This window comes from Capsulimonas corticalis, assembly GCF_003574315.2.
Taxonomy (GTDB): Bacteria; Armatimonadota; Armatimonadia; order Armatimonadales; family Capsulimonadaceae; genus Capsulimonas; species Capsulimonas corticalis.
In genome coordinates this window covers 4,912,015-4,935,306 of sequence record NZ_AP025739.1, presented here as the reverse complement: position 1 = coordinate 4,935,306, position 23,292 = coordinate 4,912,015, and the positions used below count along the sequence as shown (strand labels likewise).

14 protein-coding genes are annotated in these 23,292 nt (G+C 61.4%); 1 reads left to right on the top strand and 13 read right to left on the bottom strand.

Annotated features, from left to right (window positions below; genetic code table 11):
- Positions 1-71 precede the first annotated feature (71 nt).
- From D5261_RS21005 to D5261_RS20995, 3 genes are all read right to left on the bottom strand, one after another.
- On the bottom strand, positions 72-1,931 hold the full coding sequence (locus D5261_RS21005) for a M3 family metallopeptidase (protein ID WP_119322201.1): 1,860 nt from the start codon (positions 1,929-1,931) through the stop codon (positions 72-74).
- 167 nt (positions 1,932-2,098) lie between these two features.
- Positions 2,099-2,608, bottom strand: coding sequence for a cupin domain-containing protein (locus D5261_RS21000; RefSeq protein WP_165864302.1), 510 nt, complete (start codon positions 2,606-2,608; stop codon positions 2,099-2,101).
- A 146-nt stretch (positions 2,609-2,754) separates the two neighbouring features.
- Complete coding sequence (locus D5261_RS20995; protein WP_119322203.1) at positions 2,755-4,245, bottom strand: ADP-ribosylglycohydrolase family protein; 1,491 nt, start codon at positions 4,243-4,245, stop codon at positions 2,755-2,757.
- A gap of 189 nt (positions 4,246-4,434) precedes the next feature.
- Here D5261_RS20995 and D5261_RS20990 point away from each other — a divergent pair, with 189 nt between their 5' ends.
- The gene (locus tag D5261_RS20990; protein WP_119322204.1) at positions 4,435-5,493 is read left to right on the top strand and encodes a LacI family DNA-binding transcriptional regulator; all 1,059 of its coding nucleotides are present in this window, start codon (positions 4,435-4,437) and stop codon (positions 5,491-5,493) included.
- Positions 5,494-5,529: 36 nt separating this feature from the next.
- Here the strand turns inward: D5261_RS20990 and D5261_RS20985 are convergent, their stop codons facing one another.
- From D5261_RS20985 to D5261_RS20940, 10 genes are all read right to left on the bottom strand, one after another.
- The gene (locus tag D5261_RS20985) at positions 5,530-6,594 is read right to left on the bottom strand and encodes a hypothetical protein (RefSeq protein ID WP_119322205.1); all 1,065 of its coding nucleotides are present in this window, start codon (positions 6,592-6,594) and stop codon (positions 5,530-5,532) included.
- Positions 6,595-6,764: 170 nt separating this feature from the next.
- The gene (locus tag D5261_RS20980; RefSeq protein WP_119322206.1) at positions 6,765-8,429 is read right to left on the bottom strand and encodes a glycoside hydrolase family 99 protein; all 1,665 of its coding nucleotides are present in this window, start codon (positions 8,427-8,429) and stop codon (positions 6,765-6,767) included.
- Between the two features lie 102 nt (positions 8,430-8,531).
- The gene (locus D5261_RS20975) at positions 8,532-9,314 is read right to left on the bottom strand and encodes a DUF1559 family PulG-like putative transporter (protein ID WP_119322207.1); all 783 of its coding nucleotides are present in this window, start codon (positions 9,312-9,314) and stop codon (positions 8,532-8,534) included.
- 129 nt (positions 9,315-9,443) lie between these two features.
- On the bottom strand, positions 9,444-10,250 hold the full coding sequence (locus D5261_RS20970; RefSeq protein WP_119322208.1) for a helix-turn-helix transcriptional regulator: 807 nt from the start codon (positions 10,248-10,250) through the stop codon (positions 9,444-9,446).
- Positions 10,251-10,253: 3 nt separating this feature from the next.
- Positions 10,254-11,789, bottom strand: coding sequence for a LamG-like jellyroll fold domain-containing protein (locus D5261_RS20965; protein ID WP_119322209.1), 1,536 nt, complete (start codon positions 11,787-11,789; stop codon positions 10,254-10,256).
- Between the two features lie 56 nt (positions 11,790-11,845).
- Complete coding sequence (locus D5261_RS20960) at positions 11,846-15,301, bottom strand: GH116 family glycosyl-hydrolase (protein WP_165864303.1); 3,456 nt, start codon at positions 15,299-15,301, stop codon at positions 11,846-11,848.
- 166 nt (positions 15,302-15,467) lie between these two features.
- The gene (locus tag D5261_RS20955; RefSeq protein WP_119322211.1) at positions 15,468-16,334 is read right to left on the bottom strand and encodes an ankyrin repeat domain-containing protein; all 867 of its coding nucleotides are present in this window, start codon (positions 16,332-16,334) and stop codon (positions 15,468-15,470) included.
- Positions 16,335-16,420: 86 nt separating this feature from the next.
- A complete protein-coding gene (locus tag D5261_RS20950; protein WP_119322212.1) occupies positions 16,421-19,021 on the bottom strand; it encodes a GH116 family glycosyl hydrolase in 2,601 nt (866 codons plus the stop codon).
- Positions 19,022-19,059: 38 nt separating this feature from the next.
- On the bottom strand, positions 19,060-21,060 hold the full coding sequence (locus D5261_RS20945; protein ID WP_125206052.1) for a sodium:solute symporter family protein: 2,001 nt from the start codon (positions 21,058-21,060) through the stop codon (positions 19,060-19,062).
- Between the two features lie 100 nt (positions 21,061-21,160).
- Positions 21,161-23,188, bottom strand: coding sequence for a DUF5696 domain-containing protein (locus D5261_RS20940; protein WP_119322214.1), 2,028 nt, complete (start codon positions 23,186-23,188; stop codon positions 21,161-21,163).
- Positions 23,189-23,292 lie beyond the last annotated feature (104 nt).

Genomic DNA, 23,292 nt, shown 5'->3' with positions numbered 1-23,292 from the left:
AGACAGACTCAAGCCCTCGGAAATCTCGCGATTTCCGAGGGCTTATTTTTCGCATCCGCGCAAAACTCCCGTCAGGCTTTCGTCAATTCCCCCACCCACGCCTCGAACCGCGCGCACATGTCGGCGTCCGACACGTCGTTGTCCGTTATCACCTTCGCGCCGTCGACAATACGAATCGTGGCGCTCAGCGTCTCTGGATAGTCGGTGGAGTAGTGGCGCCGGGCGGCGGCGGCGATCGATTCGGCGGCTTCCTTCCAGGCTTCCTCAACCGTTTGGTTGCAGGCGTCGGCGAGATACTTCGCGGAGAAGCCCTGTCCCGTCAGTCCGATCAGCGTGGCGTTGTGATCGACGCTGTTGCCCGGACGCCAGTAATGCTCGGCGAGCAGCGGCCCGATTCGCGAGTTATCCGTCAGATATCCGAACTTCTGGAGGAGATATCCGCGCGTCTGGTGGACGGCCATCTCGGCGAGCAGATAGCCGTGATAGGACGCCGCCGATTCTCGGTTGAGCAGATGCGGGATCGAGAGCACGGGGCGGCTGTTGACCGGCGTTCCCATGATCCGCTCTTCCGTTTGCCGCGCGAGGGCCAGCACGGCTTCCGGCGTGCGCTCGTCGTCGCTCATTTCGTAGAGCGCGATCTCAAAGTACGGGACCACCATCATATTTCGCATGGACCGGCTGAGCCACGGCTGCGTCTTCTCAATCTGTGTTCGGATCAGTTCATCGGGGATGGGAGTTCCCGATTCATCGAGGGCGTATCGCTTGAGCCAATCGGCGTCGCCCAGAAGGCTGTCGCAAAACATGGACTGGGTTTCGGCGTAGGCCATCGATGTCGGCGCGTACTCCTGGGAAAAGCACGGCGCGTTCTGCGCGACGTTGGCGAAGTGCGCCGCATGGCCGCCCTCGTGGAACAGGGTCCGCAGCGCGTTGGCGCCGCTGCCGACCTGGCCCGGCTTGGCGAGCGAGGTGAAGTTGACATGCGCCGCCACCCAATGACCGTCCTTGTCGAAGAACGCCGGGACGGGCGCATGGCAGAAGCCGTTCTGGTATTTGCCTTCGCGCTCCAGCAGATCAAGCTGCATGACCGCGCCCCGGAAGCCAATGCCCAGCCGCTGGAAGGTCACGACCCAGCGCTCCAGCCCTTTTCCGAACGGCAGATATGGATCCATCTGCCGCCGGACATCGCCGCTGATATGGAAGGAAAGGTTGTGCGGAAGTACGGCGGACGCGCCTTTTTCGGCGATCATTGCATCGAGCGAACGGCGGCTCGCATCGCGCGTCCTTTCTTCAAAGTCGTCGAGGATACGGAACAGATCCTCGGGGCTCATCTTCTCGCCGGTGCGCACTTTGTAATCGAAGTAGTGGCGGTAGCCGAGCGCCCGAGCGAACTCATTGCGCTTGGCGACGATCTCCAGGAATCCGTTCGCGAGCACCCATTGCTCCAGCCGCAGCAGCTCGTCATGCGAGCCCTTGCGCGCCTCCTCGCTGGGATTCGTGGCGATATTGATCGCGAGCGTTCCAAGCGACGCTTCTTCCCGCTCACCGCGCTCATTGACATGGCTCATCTTGAAATCGCGGCGCTTCCCAAACAGCTCCGTTTCCATCTCGACAAGCTCGCGCTGGCTGCGCTCCGCCGCCGCGTTGTCGATGATATTCGCCTCGAACATCGCCAGCCAGCCCCGCAGCCCAAATTCGACGTCCTCCCGGCTCTCCCGGTCCGCCGAAGTTTCTAACTCCGCCAGGAGCGACCGCACCCGAGTGAGTTTCTCAGGATCGGACAGGAACGCCTGGTAAGCGTGCTCCGCCTGAGCAAATCCATCGCGATCGTCGCTGATCGCCATGTACGTGTCCCAGAACAGATCTTCCTTGGCCTGATGCGTCTGGAGATATTGCGTGTTCAATTCGTCAAAGTAACTGCGCGCAGAGTTCATATCGTTCGTACCTCAGGGGGAATTGTACCTGGAGACTTGCTTCGTCTCCTACCCGCTATTGGACAGCCAAAGGGTCAAACGATAGGTAACCCCCCTTTCGCCGCGGCGGCGTCGGCGCGGCGAAAGGGGGTTACGGTGATCGATCGGTGAAGCCGAAATGCGTTCCTTTAGCCCTGGGGAAGCATCTCGATTCCGTGACGCAGCGCGAGAGCCATGAAGGCGGCCGCTCGTTCGGGATTGGACATGTCGCTCTGTGGATCCGCTCCCATCTGCGCCATGGCGATCGCGAACGGCTGGAAGTTGTCGCCCGGCGTGAAGCCGATCAGCATGCGCCCTCCGTCCAGGCTAGTGCAGCGCCAAGCATGCGTCACATCGCGAGGACCATACACCGTGTCGCCGGGGCCGACCTGGACGTTTTGATCGCCGACCAAAAACTCGAAATGGCCCGACAGAACATAAAACGTTTCATCTTCGCGATGGTGGATGTGCGGCGGCACGCCGCCGCCGAAGTCCGCATGGGCCTCCGCCAATAAGAAGGCCCCGCCCGTCTGCTCGGCGACAACCTTGCAGTACCCTCGATGGTCGCCGAGCTCGAAAAAGCGGCCGCCGCCTGCGCGCACCACATTCGATGTCAGATGGGAAGCCTCTTGCTCCGTCGCATTCAGCAGTTCGTTCAATTCATTTTCCTCCGGATGTATACTTTGGGGGTATATCGTCCCCCGACAGCGCTATATTACAAGCCTTGTGTATACACACCGTGAACAACATCGTGAACAGAACGTGAACAAATATGCGATTTCGCGAAAAGAGATCACCCGCGTTTTTACTCCGCTTTCGACGGGTGACCGGGCAAAAACGCCCAGGGACGCCAGATCTTTGTCCCGCCGTCCGCCACCACAACCACCCACTCCAGATCCGCGCCGCCGGCCGGTTTCTCCATCGCGACGATCAACTCATGGCGTCCGGCGTCCAGATGCAGGTTTGTGACCTGATCGCCGGGCGCGCGGTGCGGCGAGGGAACCATTTCCCCTCCGCTGCGTCCGAATGCGAAACGACCGTCCAGCCACACGCGCGAGCGTTCGCGGGTGTTCGCCACGACGCACGTCTCGCCGGCTTCCCCGAGGGAAAATTCATAGCGCAGCAGAAGCGTATCCTTCGGAAAATCCGATGATCGCAAGCGAGCGTAGTTGCCGGGCAGCATGACTGTCTGAGGCGCGTCAAATACAGGCGGTTCATCGCGAGTTGGGAAGGCGTCCACGAAAGCGCGCTGCACGGGAAAGGCAAGATCCGCCGTCGACTGTTCGTAGCTCCGCGCCGCCGGCATTTTGCCCGCCAGTCGAGCCGACAGGTCGAGGACCAAATCGGTGAACGAATCCAGGGTATCGGGGGCGTCCAGGCCGACAATCCCAGGACTCAAGACAAGATTGCGACCAATCGGCGCGAGCCATTTGTCGGGAATGCCGTCCGGATCGATAATGCCCATCAGGGAACCCACGGTCGCGCCTGTGCAGTCGGTGTCCTTGCCGCAGTTGACCGCGATACAGATCGCCTGGCTGAAATCGCCTTCCGAGGCCAGCCAGCCTAAAATCGTGAACGCGATGTTCATCGGCGCATAGGTAAAGTTGTCGCTTCCGTAACTGGCGATGATCTGCTCCCGAACGGCGCGCCAATCGCGAAGTTCCCGATACCAGAGGCGCGTGTCGGCGACGGCGCGCCCGGTGACGCTTTCCGGCGGCAGAATGCTAAGCGCCTCGTCGAGCAGAATATCCGGATCGCTCTCCACAAACGCGGCGCTTTCGAGGGCCGCCAGGAACATCTCGCCCCACACGCCGTCGCCGGCGTGGTCCACACAGCCGTCTTCGTAGGCGTACGCCGCCGCCGTCGCGGGGTCGCCGGGAGCCAGGCAGGCCCAGATCTCGCTGCGGATCGGCGCCCCCATCCCATGGACGAAGTAGTTGTCGTATTCCCCGGAAAGCGGCGCCTTCAGGCCGAGCTTCAAGTTGCGGATCGCGACCCCATACTCGTCCCAGGGAAATTCGACGTGGTCCAGCCACGCCTGCGCGAGAACATGACGATCGACCGCAATCGTCTCCATCTTATCAAGCGCGCAGGCCCAAACGACCTGAAGATCGAGATCGTCGTTCGGCAGCATCTCTGTCGGAACGGGACGGTAAAAATCGAGATCCAGCGGACCGTCCCACCCCTCGAACGGCATCCCCAGAGTGCCGCCGACGGCCTTGCCCAGCCAGCATCCCATAACACGATCGCGCAGCCGGCGGATGGCCGGACGGGCCGGCGAAGAAGTTGTCTGCATTGCCAATAGCTCCTTATGAGCGCCTTGATGAATGATCGATGACCAAGCGCTTAGTCAACCGAACATATTCTATCATGAGTTGCATCGGGAGTCAATAGACTTCACATTCGATTTCACATTGACAGTCGGCGAGAGATAATGTTATGATGGCGATGAAAATGACCGTCCGTCACTTGTGAAAATTACCGAATGAGCCATCAGCCAGGAAAGATCAAACGGGTAAGTCTGCGGGATGTCGCCGCCAAGGCGGGGATTGGAGTCGCCACGGCGTCGGCCGTGCTGAACGGGTCCAGCAGCAATACGCGGGTATCCGACGCGACACGCGCGCGGATTCTTGAGGTCGCGCGCGAGCTGCAATACTATCCCAATGCGATTGGACGAACGCTGGCGGGGCATCCGACGCGCACGATCGGAGTCATCATCGGCCTGCGGCGCGCGACGCTCGCCGAGGCTAACCCGTTTGCATTCGCAGTGTTAGAGGGCATTGTCGCGGCGGCGTCGCTCGAAAAGTACAATATTCTGCTCTTCACCGAGTCCTGGAAGGACGCTTCGGAATCGCTGGGGCCGCTTCGAGACGGGCGTATTGACGGCGTCATCGTCATCGCCGCGTCGGACAACTCCGATATCTTAACCGCCCTCGGCGTTTCGGGGCTGCCGGCGGTATCCCTTTCCTCGACGTCCGGCGAATCCGGCGTGCCGACGATCGATATCGACAACGAGGCCGGAACCATCCTCGCGACAAGACACTTGCTCGATCTGGGACATCGCAGAATCGCCCATCTGTCCGGCGACGAGAACCTCAGCAGCGCCGTGATCCGCCGGCAAACCTTCCTGGAGGTTTGCGCCTCCGCCGGCGCCCCCTGCGATCCCGATTATTTATTTCCTGGGACCTATGAAGACGCTTCGGGATACGAACGAACCTTGAGGCTGCTGCGCCTGCCCCATCCCCCCACCGCCATCTTCGCCGCCTCCGACGCGCTGGCGATCGCCGCCCTGCGCGCCGCGCACGACAGCGGCGTTCAAGTCCCGAACGATCTCTCCGTGATCGGCTTCAATGACGAACGCATGGACCCGATGGTCCACCCTCCCCTCACCACAATCCGCCAGGACCTTGGCGAGATCGGAATGAAGGGAGTGCGGACGCTCGTCCAGATGCTGCGCGGCGGATCCGCTTCCTCGGAGCCTCATCTGCTGGCCCCGACCCTGATCGTTCGAAAATCGACCGCTCCCCCGCCGGCAAGCCGTTAACGCACTGAAGCCTTGGGAGAACGCGATTTTTGGAGATTAGGGGAATCCCACAACCGGATTGCCGTAAAAGGCCAGTGACTTATAGTTGGCGATGCTGGCGCCGGCGTCCTGACTCAAATCCGTCGTGACCGGGATGAGGGTGACGCCCTTGCCCATCTTGTTCGAGGCCGCCAGACCGTTATCGACCAGAGCGCCGTCGGGGCCGATCGTGAACTTCGCGCTGCGGGCCAGCTTGCCGCCGCGCAGCACTTTGATCTCATACTCTCCCGGATGCTTGTCCAGGAAAAACATGCTGTCGTAATTGTTGGCGCTGTCCCCATTGCGTCCCTTGGAAACTTTGGCGAAATCAAACGTGCAGCGCGACCAGGTCAAATCCGGCCGCGTCGAGCCGGGCTGCACGACGACCGGGGCGGACACATTTCCCTCCGATTTCGTGCTGCTGATCTGCTTGCCGTTGTAATACAGATACCCCGCCAGCATCTGCATATCGAGAGGCCCGCGGAACCACAGCTTTACCAGCAATGCCGGCGCTTCGGCGTTTTCGGGATTGTCGTCAAAGGACATCTGCCCGATGGGAAGCGTCCAGTCGTGATTGACATAGTAATCGGCCTGGTGGACTTCGTTGGGCGCGGCGCCGTAGTGAAACTTCGCCACTTCGAATTTGCCGGTGTAAAGGGGTTTGTTGGTTCCGTTCAGCGCGTTGGTCAGCACGATGTTCAGCGTGAATTCTCCCGTCGCCATGGTCGCCTGTTTGTCCAGGTCGATCCCGTCGAGGCTGAAGCTTTGGAAGGAATCGGCGTCGGTTTCATCCGTTTTGAGGTCGCGATGGATCCACTTCACGCCGCCGGGCTTGGTGAACTGGACACTGATCTGACTGCCGCCTTCCAGCGGCCCCTGCACGTTGAAGTTCAGTTTGGGAGCCCAGCTCCCCGTAAGATATTGCGGCTCTTTCGCGGTCGGACTGGGCCAATATACCAAATAGTGCTGGGTATTGAGGCGCACGCTGGATTTGTAGACGTACGGGCCGACAAGATCGTCCGCACGGGCAAATGTCGGGAAAACCAGCGCAAGAATCAGTAGAAGCAGCAGGCGGATTTTCACAGGTGGCTCCTCCAAAGTGAGATAGCGTCAATGCGCCGGCCCGATTGCCGGCAATCAAAGTCGATTATACACATAACTCACATTAATTCTGCCTTCAGACATGCGTAAGGGAGGCAATGGAATGCTCCATTGCCTCCCTTACGCTTGAGAGTGTTTTCTTTCCTTCGCCATCAATAGGTTCGGACGGTAAAGGTCTCCCACAATCCATACGTCGTCCGATTGGCGATCAACGGATTCGCGCCCGCATTGTCCGCGCAGACAAACTGGTTGTCGGCGAGGGCGCGCAGCGCGACGTTGCCGTTTCCGGCGTCGCACTCATAGAAGGTCTCCCATTGACCCGCGGAGCTTCGATTGGCGATCAAGGCGCTGGCTCCCGCGTTATCGGCGGATACATACAGATTATCCGCCAGAGACAGCAGCGCGATGTTATTGTTTCCCATATCGACCACGCGGAACTGCTCCCATGCCCCGACGGAGGAGCGATTGGCGATCAGCGGGTTTGCCCCGGCGTTGTCGGCGCAGACGTACTTGCTGTTGACGGTTGCCTGAAACGACACTACCGTTCCCGGAATAAGCTTGCGGACCGGAGGCGTGGGGCGTGTGTATGTGAGCGGGATCAGCCCTTGCAGCATCTTGCCGCCGTCGGCCGTCAGCCGCATGTAATAATCCGACGAACAGTGCGTTCCGTCCTCGTCGAGCGTCCAGAAGTGATTGGCGTTCGCAGCGGGGATCGTAATTCCTGACGGATTGGTCGGGCTCATGCTGGCGTCCTCGGCAGTCGGCATGATTTGATTCCCTTCGCCGAACTCGTCGAACATCGTGATGAAGCCGCTCTGAACGCCGATGGATCGGAGATTCGCGAATTCTTCCCACATCAAATTGCCATGCTGGCGCTGGTGGACGCTGATATCGCCGGGAAGAATACAGCATTCATAGTCGACGCCGTTGCTGTTGCACCAGGCAAGGTCGTCCGCCTGTGCGCTCTTATTACTGTCCACGCTGGCAATGTCGCCGACGACTCCGATTTGCCAAGGCTGAATCATATTGCACGCCTGAAAAACCGAGACAAACGGCTGCATATCCGTTCCCCATCGCCATGCATGGGAGACTCCGCCGATGACGTAGCAGCCCTGCGACTTCAGCCAATTTACCAGCGCCAATTCGCTTGCGGGCGTTCCGTTGTGGGCGTTAACGTTCCCCAAGCCCCAGACCTCGACGACGGGTTTGCCGTTTTGCTTCGCATAGTTTGCGTTCGTCGGCATATGAAGCTGATTGACGATGACGTTCGTCCAATCGGCGGGCAGCTCGGTTGAGAAGTTGTTCCAGCCCGAGAGATCGTAGCTGATGTAGTACTTCATCCCAGCCGCCGGCGCCGCCGCCTGAATCAGCTGCGCCTGTGTTGTCGGACCGGAAATCCCGACGGGATCGAACCGGCCGATCGCCACGGTCGCCATGCCGTTCTGCTTCATCCAATTCAGATGCGTGCTGACGATGGACGAGTTGTAGGAGGTAAAGAGCTTCGCGGGCTGACCGTTGCCGAAGTTAGGACAGCTCGTGGCGTAAGTCCCGGTGGTGTACGGGCGCATGTCGGGCCACGAGGAACAGCTGTAGTTGGTCAAGCTGGGAGGGCTGTTGACGTCATACGACCAATGGATCCATCCCTGTCCATCTGGAGCCGTCGGCTCTTTGCAGCTAAAGTACCCCTGATAGGCGGCGGTAAGCTTGCCGACGACATCCCCTGGAGGGCTGCCGGCAAGGGCTGGCCGGGGACAGATCGTGGAAGCGACGCATAAGAGCGCAGCGGCGAAACGCGCATGACGGAATAACTTCGGCATTATTCTCTCCTTTATCTTTCTGAGTTGCAATGATATCAATAGTAATATATCGAAAATTTCGCTTTCATCTCCCAAAGGGAGATGAAAGCGAATGCTCCACGACTATTTCTGGCAAGAACCATCCCATCGATCAGGATGGGTGGTGATATATATATTGGAATCCGTAAACCACTTCGCGTGACCGTCCGCGAAGCTGTAGTTGCGGCCGCCCTGGTGGCGCGCAATCCAGTCGCCCCAGCACTGCGGACACACGCCGTTGCTGGGCTGGAAGTTATTGTTGACCACGCAGCGATTGTTGAAATCGTATCCGTTCCATCCCTGGATCTGCGCGACTTTCGTGACGTTGCCGCCGTCGAAAACCAGGATCAAATCCGAGGGCGCAACGATCTTCGCGAGATTGATCGGCGTTCCCGGATTTGTGAATCCGTCCAGCACATAAGAGGTGGCGATATAGCTGATCCGGTCCGTGCTGGTCGGCGGGTTCCACCCCTGCTGGTCCGGGGCGGACGGGCAGGACATCACCTGCGTATTCTTGAGATAGGGCTGCAATTCATACGCCCAGTTGGAGCTGGCGAGATTGTTGAGCGGCGCCGTATACCAGCCCGCGAGCTGCCCGTTCGGCAGTATCGGCGGATTATTCGGCCATGCCGTACCGCCGCCATTTTCGTCGCGATACTCGTACATAAAGCGCTCGTCGTAGTCTTGGGTGTACTGCATGGTGGCGATCCCTATTTGCTTGAGATTGCTCAGACAGGCGATGGTGCGCGCTTTCTCCCGCGCCTGGGCAAAGACAGGAAATAAAATTGCGGCAAGAATAGCAATTATTGCTATTACTACTAGAAGCTCGATCAACGTGAAACCGATAGTCTTTGGATTGGTCTTCATGATTATTCACCTGCTTTCTACGAATCGTTTCAGTTGCCAATTGTAACACTCGGCGTTCTTTCCGCGCAAGTATGAATGTGGCGCAATTCTTGATCAATTCTCATATGCCGCCTCGTCAGACGACAGCGTTCAGAGCTTGCGGAACTGGCCGGGCGAGTAGCCGCGCCGGGCATGAAACAGACGGTTGAAGTGCTCCGGACTGGTGAAGCCGCACTCCACCGAGATCTGCTTAACCGTGAGCGAGCGGTGCTTGAGCAGAAATTCCGCGCGTCTGAGGCGCGCGTCGATCAGATCGTCAATCGGGCTGGCGCCGAACTGCTTGGTGTACTCCGTGGCGAACCTAGTGGCGTTCAGCCCGCTGATCGCCGCCATCTCGGGCACGGTCCACCGGCGGCACATATCGGAGTGCACGGCGAGCCGAATCTCGTTGAGCATATCCGCCCGCCGCCGCTGGATCACGGTCAAAGGCTCAGCGGCCTGGGCGATGAGCACTCCGATCCTGCGCAAGAACTCCCGTGAAAGATCCGTGATCGCATCTTCATAATGGTGATGCAGATGCAGGCGCTCCAGACGGACACTGTGGATGTAGGGCTCCAGAAACTCCAGTTCCCCCAGCTCCAGCGCCGTGTTGGTCGGGATCGCATATTCGGCCAGGCAATCGGACACGCCGGAGCCGATGGCGAGTATCCAGGTATGCTCCAGGCTCCCCTGCCGCGCCCGGTAGTACCTGGGCTGGAAGGGCATGTATACGATACAGGTTCCCGCAGGGCGCTCCCGTCGTCCGGCGCAGTCCTCCAGGATCACGGGTTCGTGGAATTGGACAAACCCATATTCTTTGTTGCCGACCGGCCAATCGATCTTGAAATCCGGAGGATGCGACGGCCGGATCCCCGAGGCGACGACATCGATTTTTCCATCCACGAAATCCGCGCCCATCGTTTATTCGCCTCGGGAGTGACCGTAAACCGTCCGGATTTCGGCAGGCGACAGCGCCCGGTCAAAGAAACGGATCTCGGCGATCCGCCCTGCCCAGAAGTCCACCAGGGCGCCCCAATACACCCCTGCCCCAAAGCGCGTCGGCCCCGGCGCGGCCCAGGGCGTCTCAAACGGAAGCGTCTCGCTCAGCTCGCCATTTTCCCAGAGCGTTATCTGGCGCTTCTCGCCGTCGTGAACGCCGACAAGATGCGTCCACCGCTTCTTGTCCGGCTTCGCCGCGCCGCGCGCGTGGATCGTGGTGAAGTCGGTTTCGGAATACGTGACGGTAAACATGAAACGGTCTTCCGGCGCGCAGTATTGGAGATAAAAACTGCAATGGTCGTCATTACCCACACTCACGGCGGTCATCCACTCGGCGCCTGGGTCCTCGTCTTCGATGAGCACCCAGGCGCACACGGTAAAGCTCTGCGCGGTATCGACCACCGGCTCGGCGACTTCCGCATAGGACCGCACGCCGTCCACCCGCAGCGCGCCCCCGCCGTGCGGCCCGGAGCCTAACACGGCGCCATGGTGAAAGATCGCCCGGCTGTAGCGAAAGTGATAGTCCTGATCGCAGCCCGCCTCATCATCGTCGAACCGCCAGTAGCCCACGGGCTCCAGATAGAGCAGCGAGAGATCGTCCACATCTTCGTCCGCATGCGCCGAAGGCCGCGCGCCCTCGTCCACGGACAACGGCCGCTCCGTCTTGATGAATTCGCCCGGAGAGCCGCCGGTATGCTTGCGAAAGCAGACATGGAACTGCGACGCGCTGGTGAAACCGCAGTATTCGGCGATCCCGGTGACCGACATCGTCGAATTGCGCAGCAGCAGCTTGGACTGCCGCACCCGCGCGTTGATCAGGTCTTCGATTGGACTGGCCCCGAAGTAATGCGCGAAGGTTTTGCGATAATGCGACGAGCTCATATGCACGAGCGAGGCCATCTCGTCGATGCTCCATCGGTGCTTCAAGTTGGAATGGACGTGGGCGCGCAGCCGCCGCAGGCTCATCAAGGTTTCCTTTTGATAGAGCGACGGCGGCGCCATCACGACCCCATGGGAGATCGCGCGAGAGAGATTGCGCAGAAACGTCCGGCACAGCAGCGTCACGGCGTCTTCCCAGTATGGCTCCCGCTGCACGTGATGGCGGCGCACATCCTCCAGAAAAGTCGCCAGCGCCAGCGATTCGAACGGTCCCGCCATCGCCCGATTTGTGGGAATTTCATATCTCCGCAGGCACTCTTCCAGCCCCTCGCCGCTCACATGAAACCATGTGTGACTGACGCTTTTGGATGTCCTGTAAAGCTGCCTCTGGCCCGGCGCATAAAGGATACAGACGTTTCCCGGATATTCCCGCACCCCATCCTCGCCTTCCAATTCGACCTGGGAGTCGAAGTATTCGAAGATATAGCTTGAGGTCCCTTCGAGGGGGTCCATGAGATGCTCGGAGGCGATGGAGGATCGAATGCAAAGGATTGGCACGTGAATCTTTTCGCCAAGCATACCGAATTTCCTCCACTGAATGGACGTACTTTTCCCCACACGTGAAGCTGGTGGTTCTACTCCCCGTAAACCATCAGTTCATGCACGGACCAGAAGGCGCCGGGGTCGGCGCCTTCGTTGGTGATCCGCACGTAGCGGGCGTCCGTGGGCGTGATGGCGATCGTCAGGACGCCGGCTTGCTGCGCGGAGCTGACCTGGCCGGCGTCGGCGCGCGCGGCTTCGCTCCAGGCGGCGCCGTCGGTGGATGTCTCCAGCCGATACCCTCGGGGGTAGTCGCCCGGGGACTTCGCGCTATCGAGGACGATCCTGGCAATCCGCTGGACCTTGCGCATATCGAGCGTCAGCTGATCGCCGGGAAGCATGGGGCGCAGCGTCGTCCATCGGGAAGTTGGATCGCCATCGAGCGCCGTTTGGCCGACGGAGGCGGCCAGTTCCGGCGAATCGTGCAAGTTATCGCTCAGCACCCAATCTCCCGAGGGCAGGCCTGGCCGCGTGGGAGCGGGCGCCTTCACTTCAAAGTCCACCGTTTCGCTGCGGGACGACGGCGCCAGCCGGTCGATCAGGGAGGAGAGATCCAACGTCGCGCCCTCTTTCACGGCGAAGGGCGCCTCCAGGGCGATCGGCGCGGCGTCGCCGTCCGCCGCGACGGATGTGATTGTCATCGCGGAATCCGGCGCGTCCGCTTCCCCGGCGATATGATAGAGCGATGCCCGCGCCGTGTCCGTGGCAAAGACGCGGTCCACGCGCAGGGCCAGACGATGCTGGGCGGGAACATAGTCCAGCCAGCCCCAGAATCGTGAGAAGAAGACGGGGAGGTGCATCTCGGTTTCGGTCGTCATGAGACGCGGCGAGACATAAAGCCGTTTCCCCGGCAGGTCCAGCGACGTTCCGGCGAGCGCGCTGAGCACATGCCAGGAGGTCGGACAGGTCATGTAAGTCGCGAGGCCGCTTTGAACGCCCGACGGCGCGTCGTAGGCGAGCGACTGATCCCACGGGCTATGGTTCAGCTCCCAGGCGCAGTCGTACACGCGCTTCAGCGTCTCCACGCCGTCATCCACGTAGTTCTCGTAGATCGCCTCGCAGCCCAGATAAGGCTCATGCTGAAGGAAATAGCACGACGTCGTCGTGAGCTTCCCCGCCGGAGTCACCTGCATCGGCGGCGTGGGGAAGAACGGCTTCTGATGCCGCGCGATGGTCTGCGTCACGCTCTGATGGATGATCTTCGGATCGAGCGTACGCGGCAGTCCCGACAAGCGCGCCAGCCAATCGCCGGCGAGATTCGCGACAAAGCTGTCCTCCACGGTCTTCCCCGTGGAGGGCTGCCGCCACTTGCGGAAGAACGTTCCGTTCCACAGGTCCGTCATGACCGACTTCTGGACATCGCCGAGATGCTTGTCGTACGCCGACGCCTGCGCGGGATCCGAGATCGCCGACGCCGCGCGCAGCGCCCCCAGATAACACGACGCTGAATAGATAAACTCGCCGCGCGGGAGCTGCTCGTAATCGTAAGTGCTGCCGCCGGCGGGAATGAGATTATCGTCCGCGCCGTCCTTCTCTAGCCAGTCCATGGCGTGGGTGATGTGCGGCTTCATACGTTCCAGAAACGAAGCGTCCCCGGTCCAGCGGTAGAGCTTAACGGCCTGCATGACCCAGGCAGACGAAAGGTCCGGCCAGTCGGTGATTCCGTATCCGACATCGGGACGGCCGATCACTTCATGGATATTGCCGTCGAAGTGGGTAATGCGCCCGTCCGGCTGCTGGCAGGCGGCGTACAGCTCCAGCTCCGCCCGGTCCAGCTCGGGGAAGAACGAGGTGAAAAAGGCGTGCGACGCCATGCGCTGATCCATGGTGCCCAGCGCGCCGCCCATATCGATCGGGCTTTCGAGGACGGCAAAGCGCCCGTCTTTGGTGAGCACGGTATTGGCGAACATTGGGAACGCGCAGTTGATCAGCTTGAGCTTCATCCAGAACGGAAGGCTCGACTTGAGAACGGGATCCTGCCACGATTTCGTCTGCTGGAGGAGCGTGTCTTCGTTTTTGTCGGCGTAAGCGGCGATGCCCTGCGCCCCGCTCCACCAATTGCGCCAATAATGGCCGACATCCTCCACGACGAGACTGGTCGTCTTGATCTTATAGGCGGTCACGGCGTCCGGCGCCAGCTTCAGCGGCGCGGTCTGCCCCGCCGTGTGGACGCTCATGCCGAAGACGCTCCACCAATAAAAGGAATCCGTACCGAGATTGGTCAGGCGCAGATACTTTCCGGCAATCGGCGCCAGTGCGATGGTCTGGGACGCTCCCTTCATTTCGTCCGCCGTTTTGACGGCGACTTCCTTCCAGGTTTTCGCGTCCGAAGAGACTTCGATGCGCAAGCCGTGCGGGTAGTCCGTTCCCGCCTGCCCGAAATCGAGCGTGATCGACGCAGGCGTGACGGACTGTCCGAGCGCGACGACCAGGTTATCGCCCGCCTGCATCGCCCGGCCGGTATCCCAGCGCGATCCGGCGTCCGAGTCCGTAATCGCTTCGACATCGGTCTTCGACGCATCGGTGTTTTTGCTCGCGACCTGCCGGTTCTGCATCGTGATCATCTGCGGCATCGCCCAGACGACTCGAAACCGGAAAACGCGTGTTTCGCCCGGCTTCAGCGTCGTCTCCGCCGCCACGGCGCCCGCCGACTGTTCGGGCGACCCCGCCGCTCCCTGAACGCGTCCGGTCTTCTCAAAGTCGCTCCAAAACGCCGGCGTTTCCGCGGCGGCGTCCCACGACGCGCATGAGCTGACGGCAAGGCCGCTGTCCGATCGAACGCCGACAAAGTCTTCGCCCAGAACGTTACGCCGCTGATCGGCGTAGGATTGCGCCGTCGTGTATCGCAGTCCTTGAAGCGCGCCGGCGTGCGCCGGCGTTTGGCGGCCGCCGCGGATATCGTCCCACTTCGCGTCCGTACGGCCGCCCCACCCTAACAAGTTCGGCCAGGAAAGCAGCATGCTCGCCTTGACGGTCTTTTGCGTGGGATTGGTCACGCGATAGTCCAGAAAGGCGACCGGCATGCTGGAGTTCTTGATGTCATGGGGAATGAGCGGCGAAAACGCCTCCAGGCGCACGTTCACCGGCAGCGCATCGTCGGCGTAGTCGATCTGGGCGCGCGGGAACCATCCCTGCATGCGCGTATGCCGCACATTGGCGATTCCCGTATATTCGTCGCCCTTCTGAAGCCGAAGGATCCGCACGACGGGCGCGCCGCCCGCCTCCTGCGCGCGGATCGCGGCGAATGCGCCTTTCGCCCAGCGATACGGGCGATCCCAGTTGTGCTGGTGGGTGAAGTTGCCGAACGAACCGTCCGTCATCAGCTCGATCTTACCGTCCCCAATACCACCCAGCGGCATGCCGGACTTCCAGCGGGAATCGACAATCGTTCCGGTGGCGGCGTCAAACGAGGAATGCGTGGACTGCGCGGCGGCGGCGTGGACAGCGGCGAGCGACGACAACAAAAGGACGTGAAGGACTGCCTTTTTCATTAAGCTCCCAGATAGACAGCAATTGAAGCAACAGCAACTCATGTGGATGGGATGTTATTGCTTGAACGCCAGATTTGATGTATTTGCTGTTTAAGATGATACCAGATCCCATCTGTCTCGGCATTACGAAATCTGATCTAAACATTGCACTATCCTCACTTACCCGTCAGCCGCCTTCGCGGCTGCGAAGAAGCGCCGCAAGCTCGGCGTGGCCGCCATGCTCCGCCCACCCCGCCGGGCTCGCCTGATACTGATTGTCGCGCACGCAGGCGTCGGCCCCGTGCTCCAGAAGCAAGTTCACAATGTCGGTATTCCCGCGCCATGCGGCGTTGTGCAGGGCTGACGACTGACCGCCGGGCGAAGCGTTGACGTCGCCCTTCGCTCCCCGCGTCACAAGAAGCCTGACGGCTTCCCACTCGTTCTGCATGCTCGCATAAACGAGCGCTTCTTCCAAAATGCGGCGCTCCATCGGTGCGCCGTCCAGTATTTCCTGAAGCCGATCCAATCGCCCAAGCGCCGCCGCGTGACGAGCGTCCATCGCAACGCCGCGCCCCACGAGCGCTTCCGCCGTCGCACGCCCCCCATTCCAGAGCGGCTTGGAGAGAACATCAGCGTCGGTGAACACTTCGTCTTTGGCGCCGGCGGCAAGCAAAAGATCGATCAGAGCCACGGCGACTCCCGCTTCGGACGCCTGCTTGCTCGTCAGCAAAAGACCAATCGTCGAATAACTGTTGCCGGGGACGCCGCAGAGCGCGTTGGGATCGGCGCCATGCTGAAGCACGATCGCGGCGACCTCCAGGATGTTCGCGGGAAGAGGATAACGGATCGGATTGCCGGCGATGTGATGCAGCAGCGTGGCGCTGGCGAAGTAACCGCCATCGCCAACTTCCGTTCGGTACTGCGTGATTGCTGGGCGCCGATCGAGCATCTCCTGAAGCTTAGCGGCGGCGCCGGCGTCGAGAGCGGCGACCGCAGTTTGTAAGAGGCGTGTCGTGTCTTCTTCGAGATTCGCGCTATGTGGGAGGGATGTCATAACGGCTCCTATCGCGGCGCCGATCCGCCGGACTGATGTCAAAATGATACCTTACCTTGCAGACATCCGCTCCCCACGCCGCCCGTTCAAATGGGAATTTGAACGGGCGCGCCCACGCGTGCGGTCGCTTCCCAGGATAGCTCACGCTCCTGGCCGCCCTGTGATAGGACGAGCTTAGCCACTTGCAGTTCGCCTTCGATCAGATCGACGGTGAGAGCGCCGTCGGCCAATCGCACGGTCCCAAATCCCGATTCGGCGGAGAAGAACGCCTGGAACCGGCCGCCGCCGATCTTGGGGCCGAACCACAGCGTTTGGGTGACGGCGCAGTAGCGGAATCCCGAGAGCGAATTGAGCAGGGCGTAGCTCGCCATGGCGCGCGCGTAGTAGGAGCCGCATTCATATTCGTTAAACGGATTGCGCACGTGGCCGTCGTAACGGGCGCGCACCGCCTGGACGATCGTCAGGCCCTCTTCCACCAGTCCCTCTTCGATCAGGTGCGAGGCGACCTGGTGTTCGATCCCTGTCCAGACTTCATCGCTGTAAACGAACGGAAGCGTCGGCTTCCCGCCGCGCGGCCATGTGCAAAGGATGAGTCCGGGCTCGTGGCCGAGGGCGTAGCCGGGACGCTGCAAGCAGACATGGTCGGACAGGTCGCGCTTGAAGTTATGCCGGAAGATCGCGCTGAGAGTCGAGCGGACCTCCGCGCGATCCATGGGCGCGCCGACCCCGTAGATCGTCGCCATCCATGCGCCGATCACGCCGTCGGAAAGACAGCCGGAGCCGTATTGATACTTCGGGCCTTCGGCTTTCAGCAGACGCTTCATCTCCGTGCTGCTCGCATCGACGCCGGCGATGCTGGCGAGGAACGATTGGTCCCGTAATCCCTCCCACTGGACTTTCTGCTGGTAGTATTCGCCGTTGAACAGCTCGCGGGACATAAATCCGGCGGCCTTGCGCGCGAGGGCGCCGTATGAGTCGGCTTGATCGGCCTCGCCAAGATGATTCGCCATCCGCGCCATTGCCGAGAGCGCGCCTGCATACACGCTGCCGCACATGCCGTCCGGTCCCCAGAACTCAATATCGTAGGTGTTGTGATGCGGTTCGAACAGGCCGCCTTGCCGGTCGGGGTCCCAGGTCGCGATGCAGTAATCCAGGCTGCGCCGCGCCAGCGGGTACAGACGGCGCATCCAATCCGTGTCGCCGGAGATCATCCAGTCGCGGCAGAGTTTCAGGATGCCGCCCAGCTGACCGTCGGCGGCGGCGTGGCCGCCATGAAGCGTGGGACCATCCGGCAGCGCGGACCGGAAGTTGATATTCCCTTCCTCGTCCATCGAGCGCTCCAGCTCCTGGTTGCGCAGCGTTCTTTCTAACTTTGGAAAGAGGTGCGGCATGGCCTGTGCGTAGTTCCAAACATGCGTGCACGAACCCGGACAGCTTCCGCATTGCGTCATGCACCCTTCCCAGGCCCAGAGGTTTCCGTTCTCCTGCCGCAATATTGTCGCGGACTTCAGAATGGCGAGGTTGGACACGACGGCGTCGATGACATCCGGCGGCAGCGTGGAATCCGCAAGCGCATGCTGGAACGCCAGCGTCCGCGCGCGCAGCGCGCCATATTGCGCGGCGGCGTCCCGCGCGACCGCCTCAGCATCGCGCCAGCGGCCGGCGTAAAACGTTCTCCACGCCGGAGACGCCGCGCAGCCGCAGTCCGATCCGCAGGAGCCGCCGCACGGCAGCTGCCCGCTGGTCATGTCGGAATTGGGAAAGTGCCAGGCGATCAGGATGGGAAAGACCGCCGATTCTCCCGGCTTCAAAACGGCGCCGCCCAGGATCGATCCGCCGGTGCGGCTGGCGGCGTCCTCGACAGGCTCGGAACCGTCATTTTCCACAAACCGGCCTGTGGATGTTTCGCGCCACAGTCCCGAAATGGCGTCGAACCAGCCGCCGCGCAGCCACATCGCCTTCACGCGCGGAGTCCAGCCAACCGCGCAGAGCGCCGCACTCCCATAATTCTCCTGAGTGGCGGGCAATTCGCTGTGGTATCGAACGCCCAGCGGTCCGTTTTCGCCGGTTAAGACCGAGGTTCGAGCGGCGCGCCACCCGGAACCGTCGCCGCCCTCTTCATCGCCGATCAGATGCGAGAGATGATAAGAAAACTCGAATTCGACATCATCGGCGCCCACATTCTCAAATCGGTACTCCAGCATCGCGCACGGCATTCCGGAGTGGACGTCGTCGCGGGGGATAAACGGGCTCCATCCCGTCACGGCCGCCTTGAGCGGGAGCGCGGGATCCGTCAGGCGGACCACGCCGAACGGATATCCCGCGTCGAATTCCGCGTGCTCAAAGCGCGGCATTCCTTCGTGTCCGCCATGACGATACCCCTGCGCTTGCAGCGCCTGATCGTAGATCTTTTCCTTGGGCAGCGGGCCTTCCAGCAATCTCGTCACCGGCCGTTCGCCCTTGATATGCACGAGGGCGAACGCGGCGTCATGAAAGCTGTGACCATCCGGCAGCGCGGTCGTCGCCGGCTTGTTGCGTATCGCGAAGTCCTGCAAGCCTCCGTAACCGTTCAGACAGATGCATCCGGCGCCAAGGCCGCCCATCGGCATCGCGATTTGCAAAAGCGCGGGCGGGGCGAACGTTCGATAAATACGCGGCGTTGTTTTGAGAGAATCCAGCAGAGACATAAAACCGACCTTTAATGGGAATGGGGAATACGTAACGATTATTGGATCACAGGCTCCCGGACCGGCTCGGGATCCAGACGGTCGTCCGTCTCATGGATGACCCGGCCATCGTCCAGCGGGTTTCGGACGGCGGTTTTGAGCGCCGTCAGCAGCGCGCGCATGTCCAGCACGCCGCCGACGGTGAACCAGATCAGCGACGGAACGCTGACCGCGGCCAGGATCAGCAGATTGACGCGCCAGTAGGCCGGCCAGAAGGAGTCCGGAATGGCGTTGAAGAAGAAATGCATCGCGCAGACGACCAGGAACACCAGCCACCAGCCCAGCGTCCAGACCGTCAGCAGCATCGCCAGCGCCGTGTCGCTCTTCGTGAATTCCTTGCCGACTCCGAGCATCTCCAGCCACCGGCCGCGCAGGGCCGTCTTCGCCTCCACCGGCTGCGGATCGTCCGAATACGCTCCCCGATGCAGCATCTTCTCCAGATTGAACGGACGCTTCGCGCCGCCCGTCGCGACGGAAACTCCGACATACAGCGCGATTGAGATCAGGCTGGCGATCAGCATCAGCCACTGCCCATTGATCGGGAACGGATCGGTGTGGCGCGCTTCCCACATCTTGGGAATCACGAGCCCCGCAATGCCGAGCACCGCTCCCGACACCATGGCGCAGTAGGCGCCCGCCGTGGTCCCGAACCGGCTGTAGAGCCCGCCGATCATCACGGCGCCGGCGCCGCCCAGCCAGATCGTTCCGGTGATCGCCTGGAAGAAGAAGATCTTGTCGGATTCCACATACAGCAGACTAAAGAAGAACGAGAACAGGGCGACGCCGAAGATCGACCAGCGCAGCCAGGTGATATGCTCCTGCGGCGTAAACGCCTTTTGCCGTATCGGCAGAACAATATCCTGCACGAAGATACTTCCCCACGAGTGCATATAGGTGTCGTGGCAGGTGAGCGAAAGGAACACGGCGACCATCACCAGAAGACCTTTGATGCCCACCGGCAGGATGTGCGCGAGCGCCACCGGCACGAGCATCTCGTTCTGCACAGCCTTGTTGCTGATATGGCTGATGGTCTCATGCACGGCCGCCATCTGCGGCGCATACTGCGCCGAGTTCAGCGCCGTGAACGCCGCGAGCGGCAACGCCATGCGCATGAGGTCCTGCGGCGCCGAGCGCCACACCCGGATGATCTGCCCCATGCGCTGCTCGTGCGGCGTGCGCGCCGAGGTCATGAAGCCCTGCGTTCCCAGCCAGCTTTGAAAGCCGTAGACCGAGATAAAGATTCCAATCAGATAGAACCAGACATTGAAGTCCTTGATCTCGCTCGTGTGAAACGGATTGAGCATGGACGCGTTGGCGGGCGCGAGCTGGAGCGCGGCCACTTCCGTATGCCAGGGGATCATGACGATGACGGCCACCGCGATGGCGAAAAACGCGAAGCTCGCGACAATCCCCTGCGCGCACTCGGTGATCATGACCGAGACCTGGCCGCCGGCGTTGACAAAGAACAGCGCCAGCCCCAGATCGACCGCCAGGATCACGGGATAGGTCGCAATATGCAGCCCCAGCAGCGGGAAGGTGTCCGGCAAGCCGCAGAAGTAGATCAAAAACCGCGCGGCCACGGCAGGAAAGATCCCAAAGTTGATGATCCCCGAGAGCCAGCAGAGCGTGCCCGCCAGGATCCGAAATCTCCGGCTGTAGCGCATCTCAAAGAACTGCGCCACCGTGAGCGCGCGCGTCTCGCGCAATCGGTAGTACACCCACCCCGTCATCACGAAGATGATCCCGAGCGGCGCCGACATCAGTCCCCACCAGTAGTTGGGAAATCCGGCGGATGTAAACGCCTGAAAACCCGCCACCATGGAGATGACGCCAAAGCCGCCCACCTCGCCGGAGATCGTGAGCAGATACCGCCCGGCGAGTCGGTTCGCCGAAAGAAAGTCGGCGACCCCGCGCATCAGCGAACGCGTGCTCCAGCTGACCGCGCGGATCCCGATCACGGCGACAAAGACGATGGTCCAATCGATCCAGCTTAAGTTCAAGGCGAATTTCCTTTTCCATCTGAAAATGGCGGAGGCGGCCATGCCCGAATTTCCGAAACGCCGTCGCACGCAAAGTCAGAGTGCGTCAGCGAAAACACCCTCACACCCACGCCTCGGCGGCGAGGGGCGAGCGGGCGCCGCGCGCGACTTCGGGGCGTTTTGCGAAGTCCTTGGGCAGCGGGTATTTCTGGCCGTTGATCTCCAAACTCCCGTTTTTGTAGTCGCAGACGGTCTCGACGCCGCTGGAGAAGCGGGAATACGTGATGTGGTCGTTCTTTTCCGGATCGCCGGCCATAACACGGTGATCCACCAAAGACGCCAGGATCGTCTCCGCGAGCGGGCCAGTCATCAGGTCGTACTCCAGGCGCATCGCTTCGATGGTTTCTTCGAGCGGATACCCCCAATCGCCGCGCACGGCGACGCCTTCGTTGCGCGGCAGCAGACCGAGTTCGGCCATCTTGAGCATCCGATGCGCGACCGTGATTGGCGAGTGGTCACCCTTATCGACCACAGCGTTATATGTGTCGTGCAGGTTCGTGAAGATATGGCCCTTCATCGCCATAAACCAGAGCGGGACCATCTGGTCGATCATCTCGCTGACCGGTTCGCCAAAGAGATCCAGGAACGGCGAGCCGATATAATCGCACTCGGCGGCGCAGTAGAGATAGCCGTTCTCGGTGCCGGCGGAGCCAAAGACCTCGCGGCTGGCGCGCAGGATGCGCGCGACGCCGTCGGCGCAGGCGCGGCGGTAGCGTCGCTCGCCGTGGGCGCGGTTGTAGGAAATCTCCAGCGGCAGTCCCATGGCGTCCAGGTAGTAAATGCCGGCCGGTCCCAGCTTCTGCACTTCCCGCATCTGGTCGCCCAGCAGCGTGTCCGGGTACGCCAGCGGCCAGCCGATGTAGTTGATGCCGCCGGCCCAGCAGCCGCGCTTGAGCGGACCGCCGTAGACGTCGCCGGTGCACAGTTCGGGATCGAACCAGTAGGAGCGCTCGTAAAGGTCGAGATAGTTGTCGTGTACCTGCATCTGGAATCCGAGCGATTGGCCGTGCGCGATCAACTCGCGCAGCCCTTCCTCGCCGCCGATCGCCGGCTCGACCGGGAAGCGGGTCGGCCAGCAGCCGTCGTGCCCCTCCAGGTTCCAGCCCGTCAGCTGCACCATCACGCGTTCGAAGCCGCTATGCTTCAGCAGAGAAAGCTGCTCCATCGCCTGCTCGCACGTGGTGGCGAGATGGAACCGCCCGCTGCCGGTGATCGAGCCGATATCCTTGCAGCCGTGCATGATCTTCAGAACGAGCGACTTCGACGCATAGGCGATATCCGGGTTCGCCTCCGCACGCTCCAGAAGAGTCCCTCGCCCCGCCTTCGCAAAGACATGCGCGTTCAGCCGGCGTCCCATGCCGGCGTAATTGGCGTCCTCGCCGCGCAGCGGCGCAAAGCGCAGGCGGCGGTCGATCGGATCGACCGGGTCGATCCGTGTGTAGTGATAACGCATGGAGAAGCTGACCTGCCCGCCGCCCACGCCGTCGGTCGCGACCCGGCACTCCGTGTCGCAGTCGCCCTGATCGGCGATCAGCAGCATGGCGCTGCTCTCACGTTCGCGCACGGCGCCGCACGCGGGCAGCATCGGCATCAGCTCCCACTGGTGCTGCTCGCCGTAGATCAAAAAGTTTTCCTGATGGCGGCTATGGCGCTCGGGGAAACAAAGCGCGCCGACCCGGTACGGCAGCACCAGATGTCCCGGCGCTTCGGGCGAGGTGCTAAGCAGATTAGGCAGCACGTGCAGGCCGGAAAGCAGCGAGGTCTCTGGACGCCCTTCCTGAACCCGATCGCTGGGAATCTCCACCACCAGTTCGCCCTGATCCAGGGAAAAACGCGCCGTCGCCGACGCGCTGAAAAATTGGTTGTCCACCCCGAGCGTCACATCGATCCAATCGTCGCCCTGTGCGATCCGCGCCTCGGGTGCGGGCATCGTCTCGGTGCGGCGCAGGAGAATGGAGTACACCTCCAATGTAAACGCAGGCGCCGGTCCCCAGACGGCGCCGCTCCGCAGGTCCGAAACTTCGGCCAGCACCTCCCCGTTTTCTTGATAGATGTGAACGCGTAATGAGTCGTCTTGAATCGTGTGCAATGCGGTCTCCTCGGTTGGTCGTGCGAAACGAAGTTTGCGGAATGGGAGGGGGAGCCCTCACCCCCCGGCCCCCTCTCCCAATTCTGGGAGAGGGGGAGTCAGAG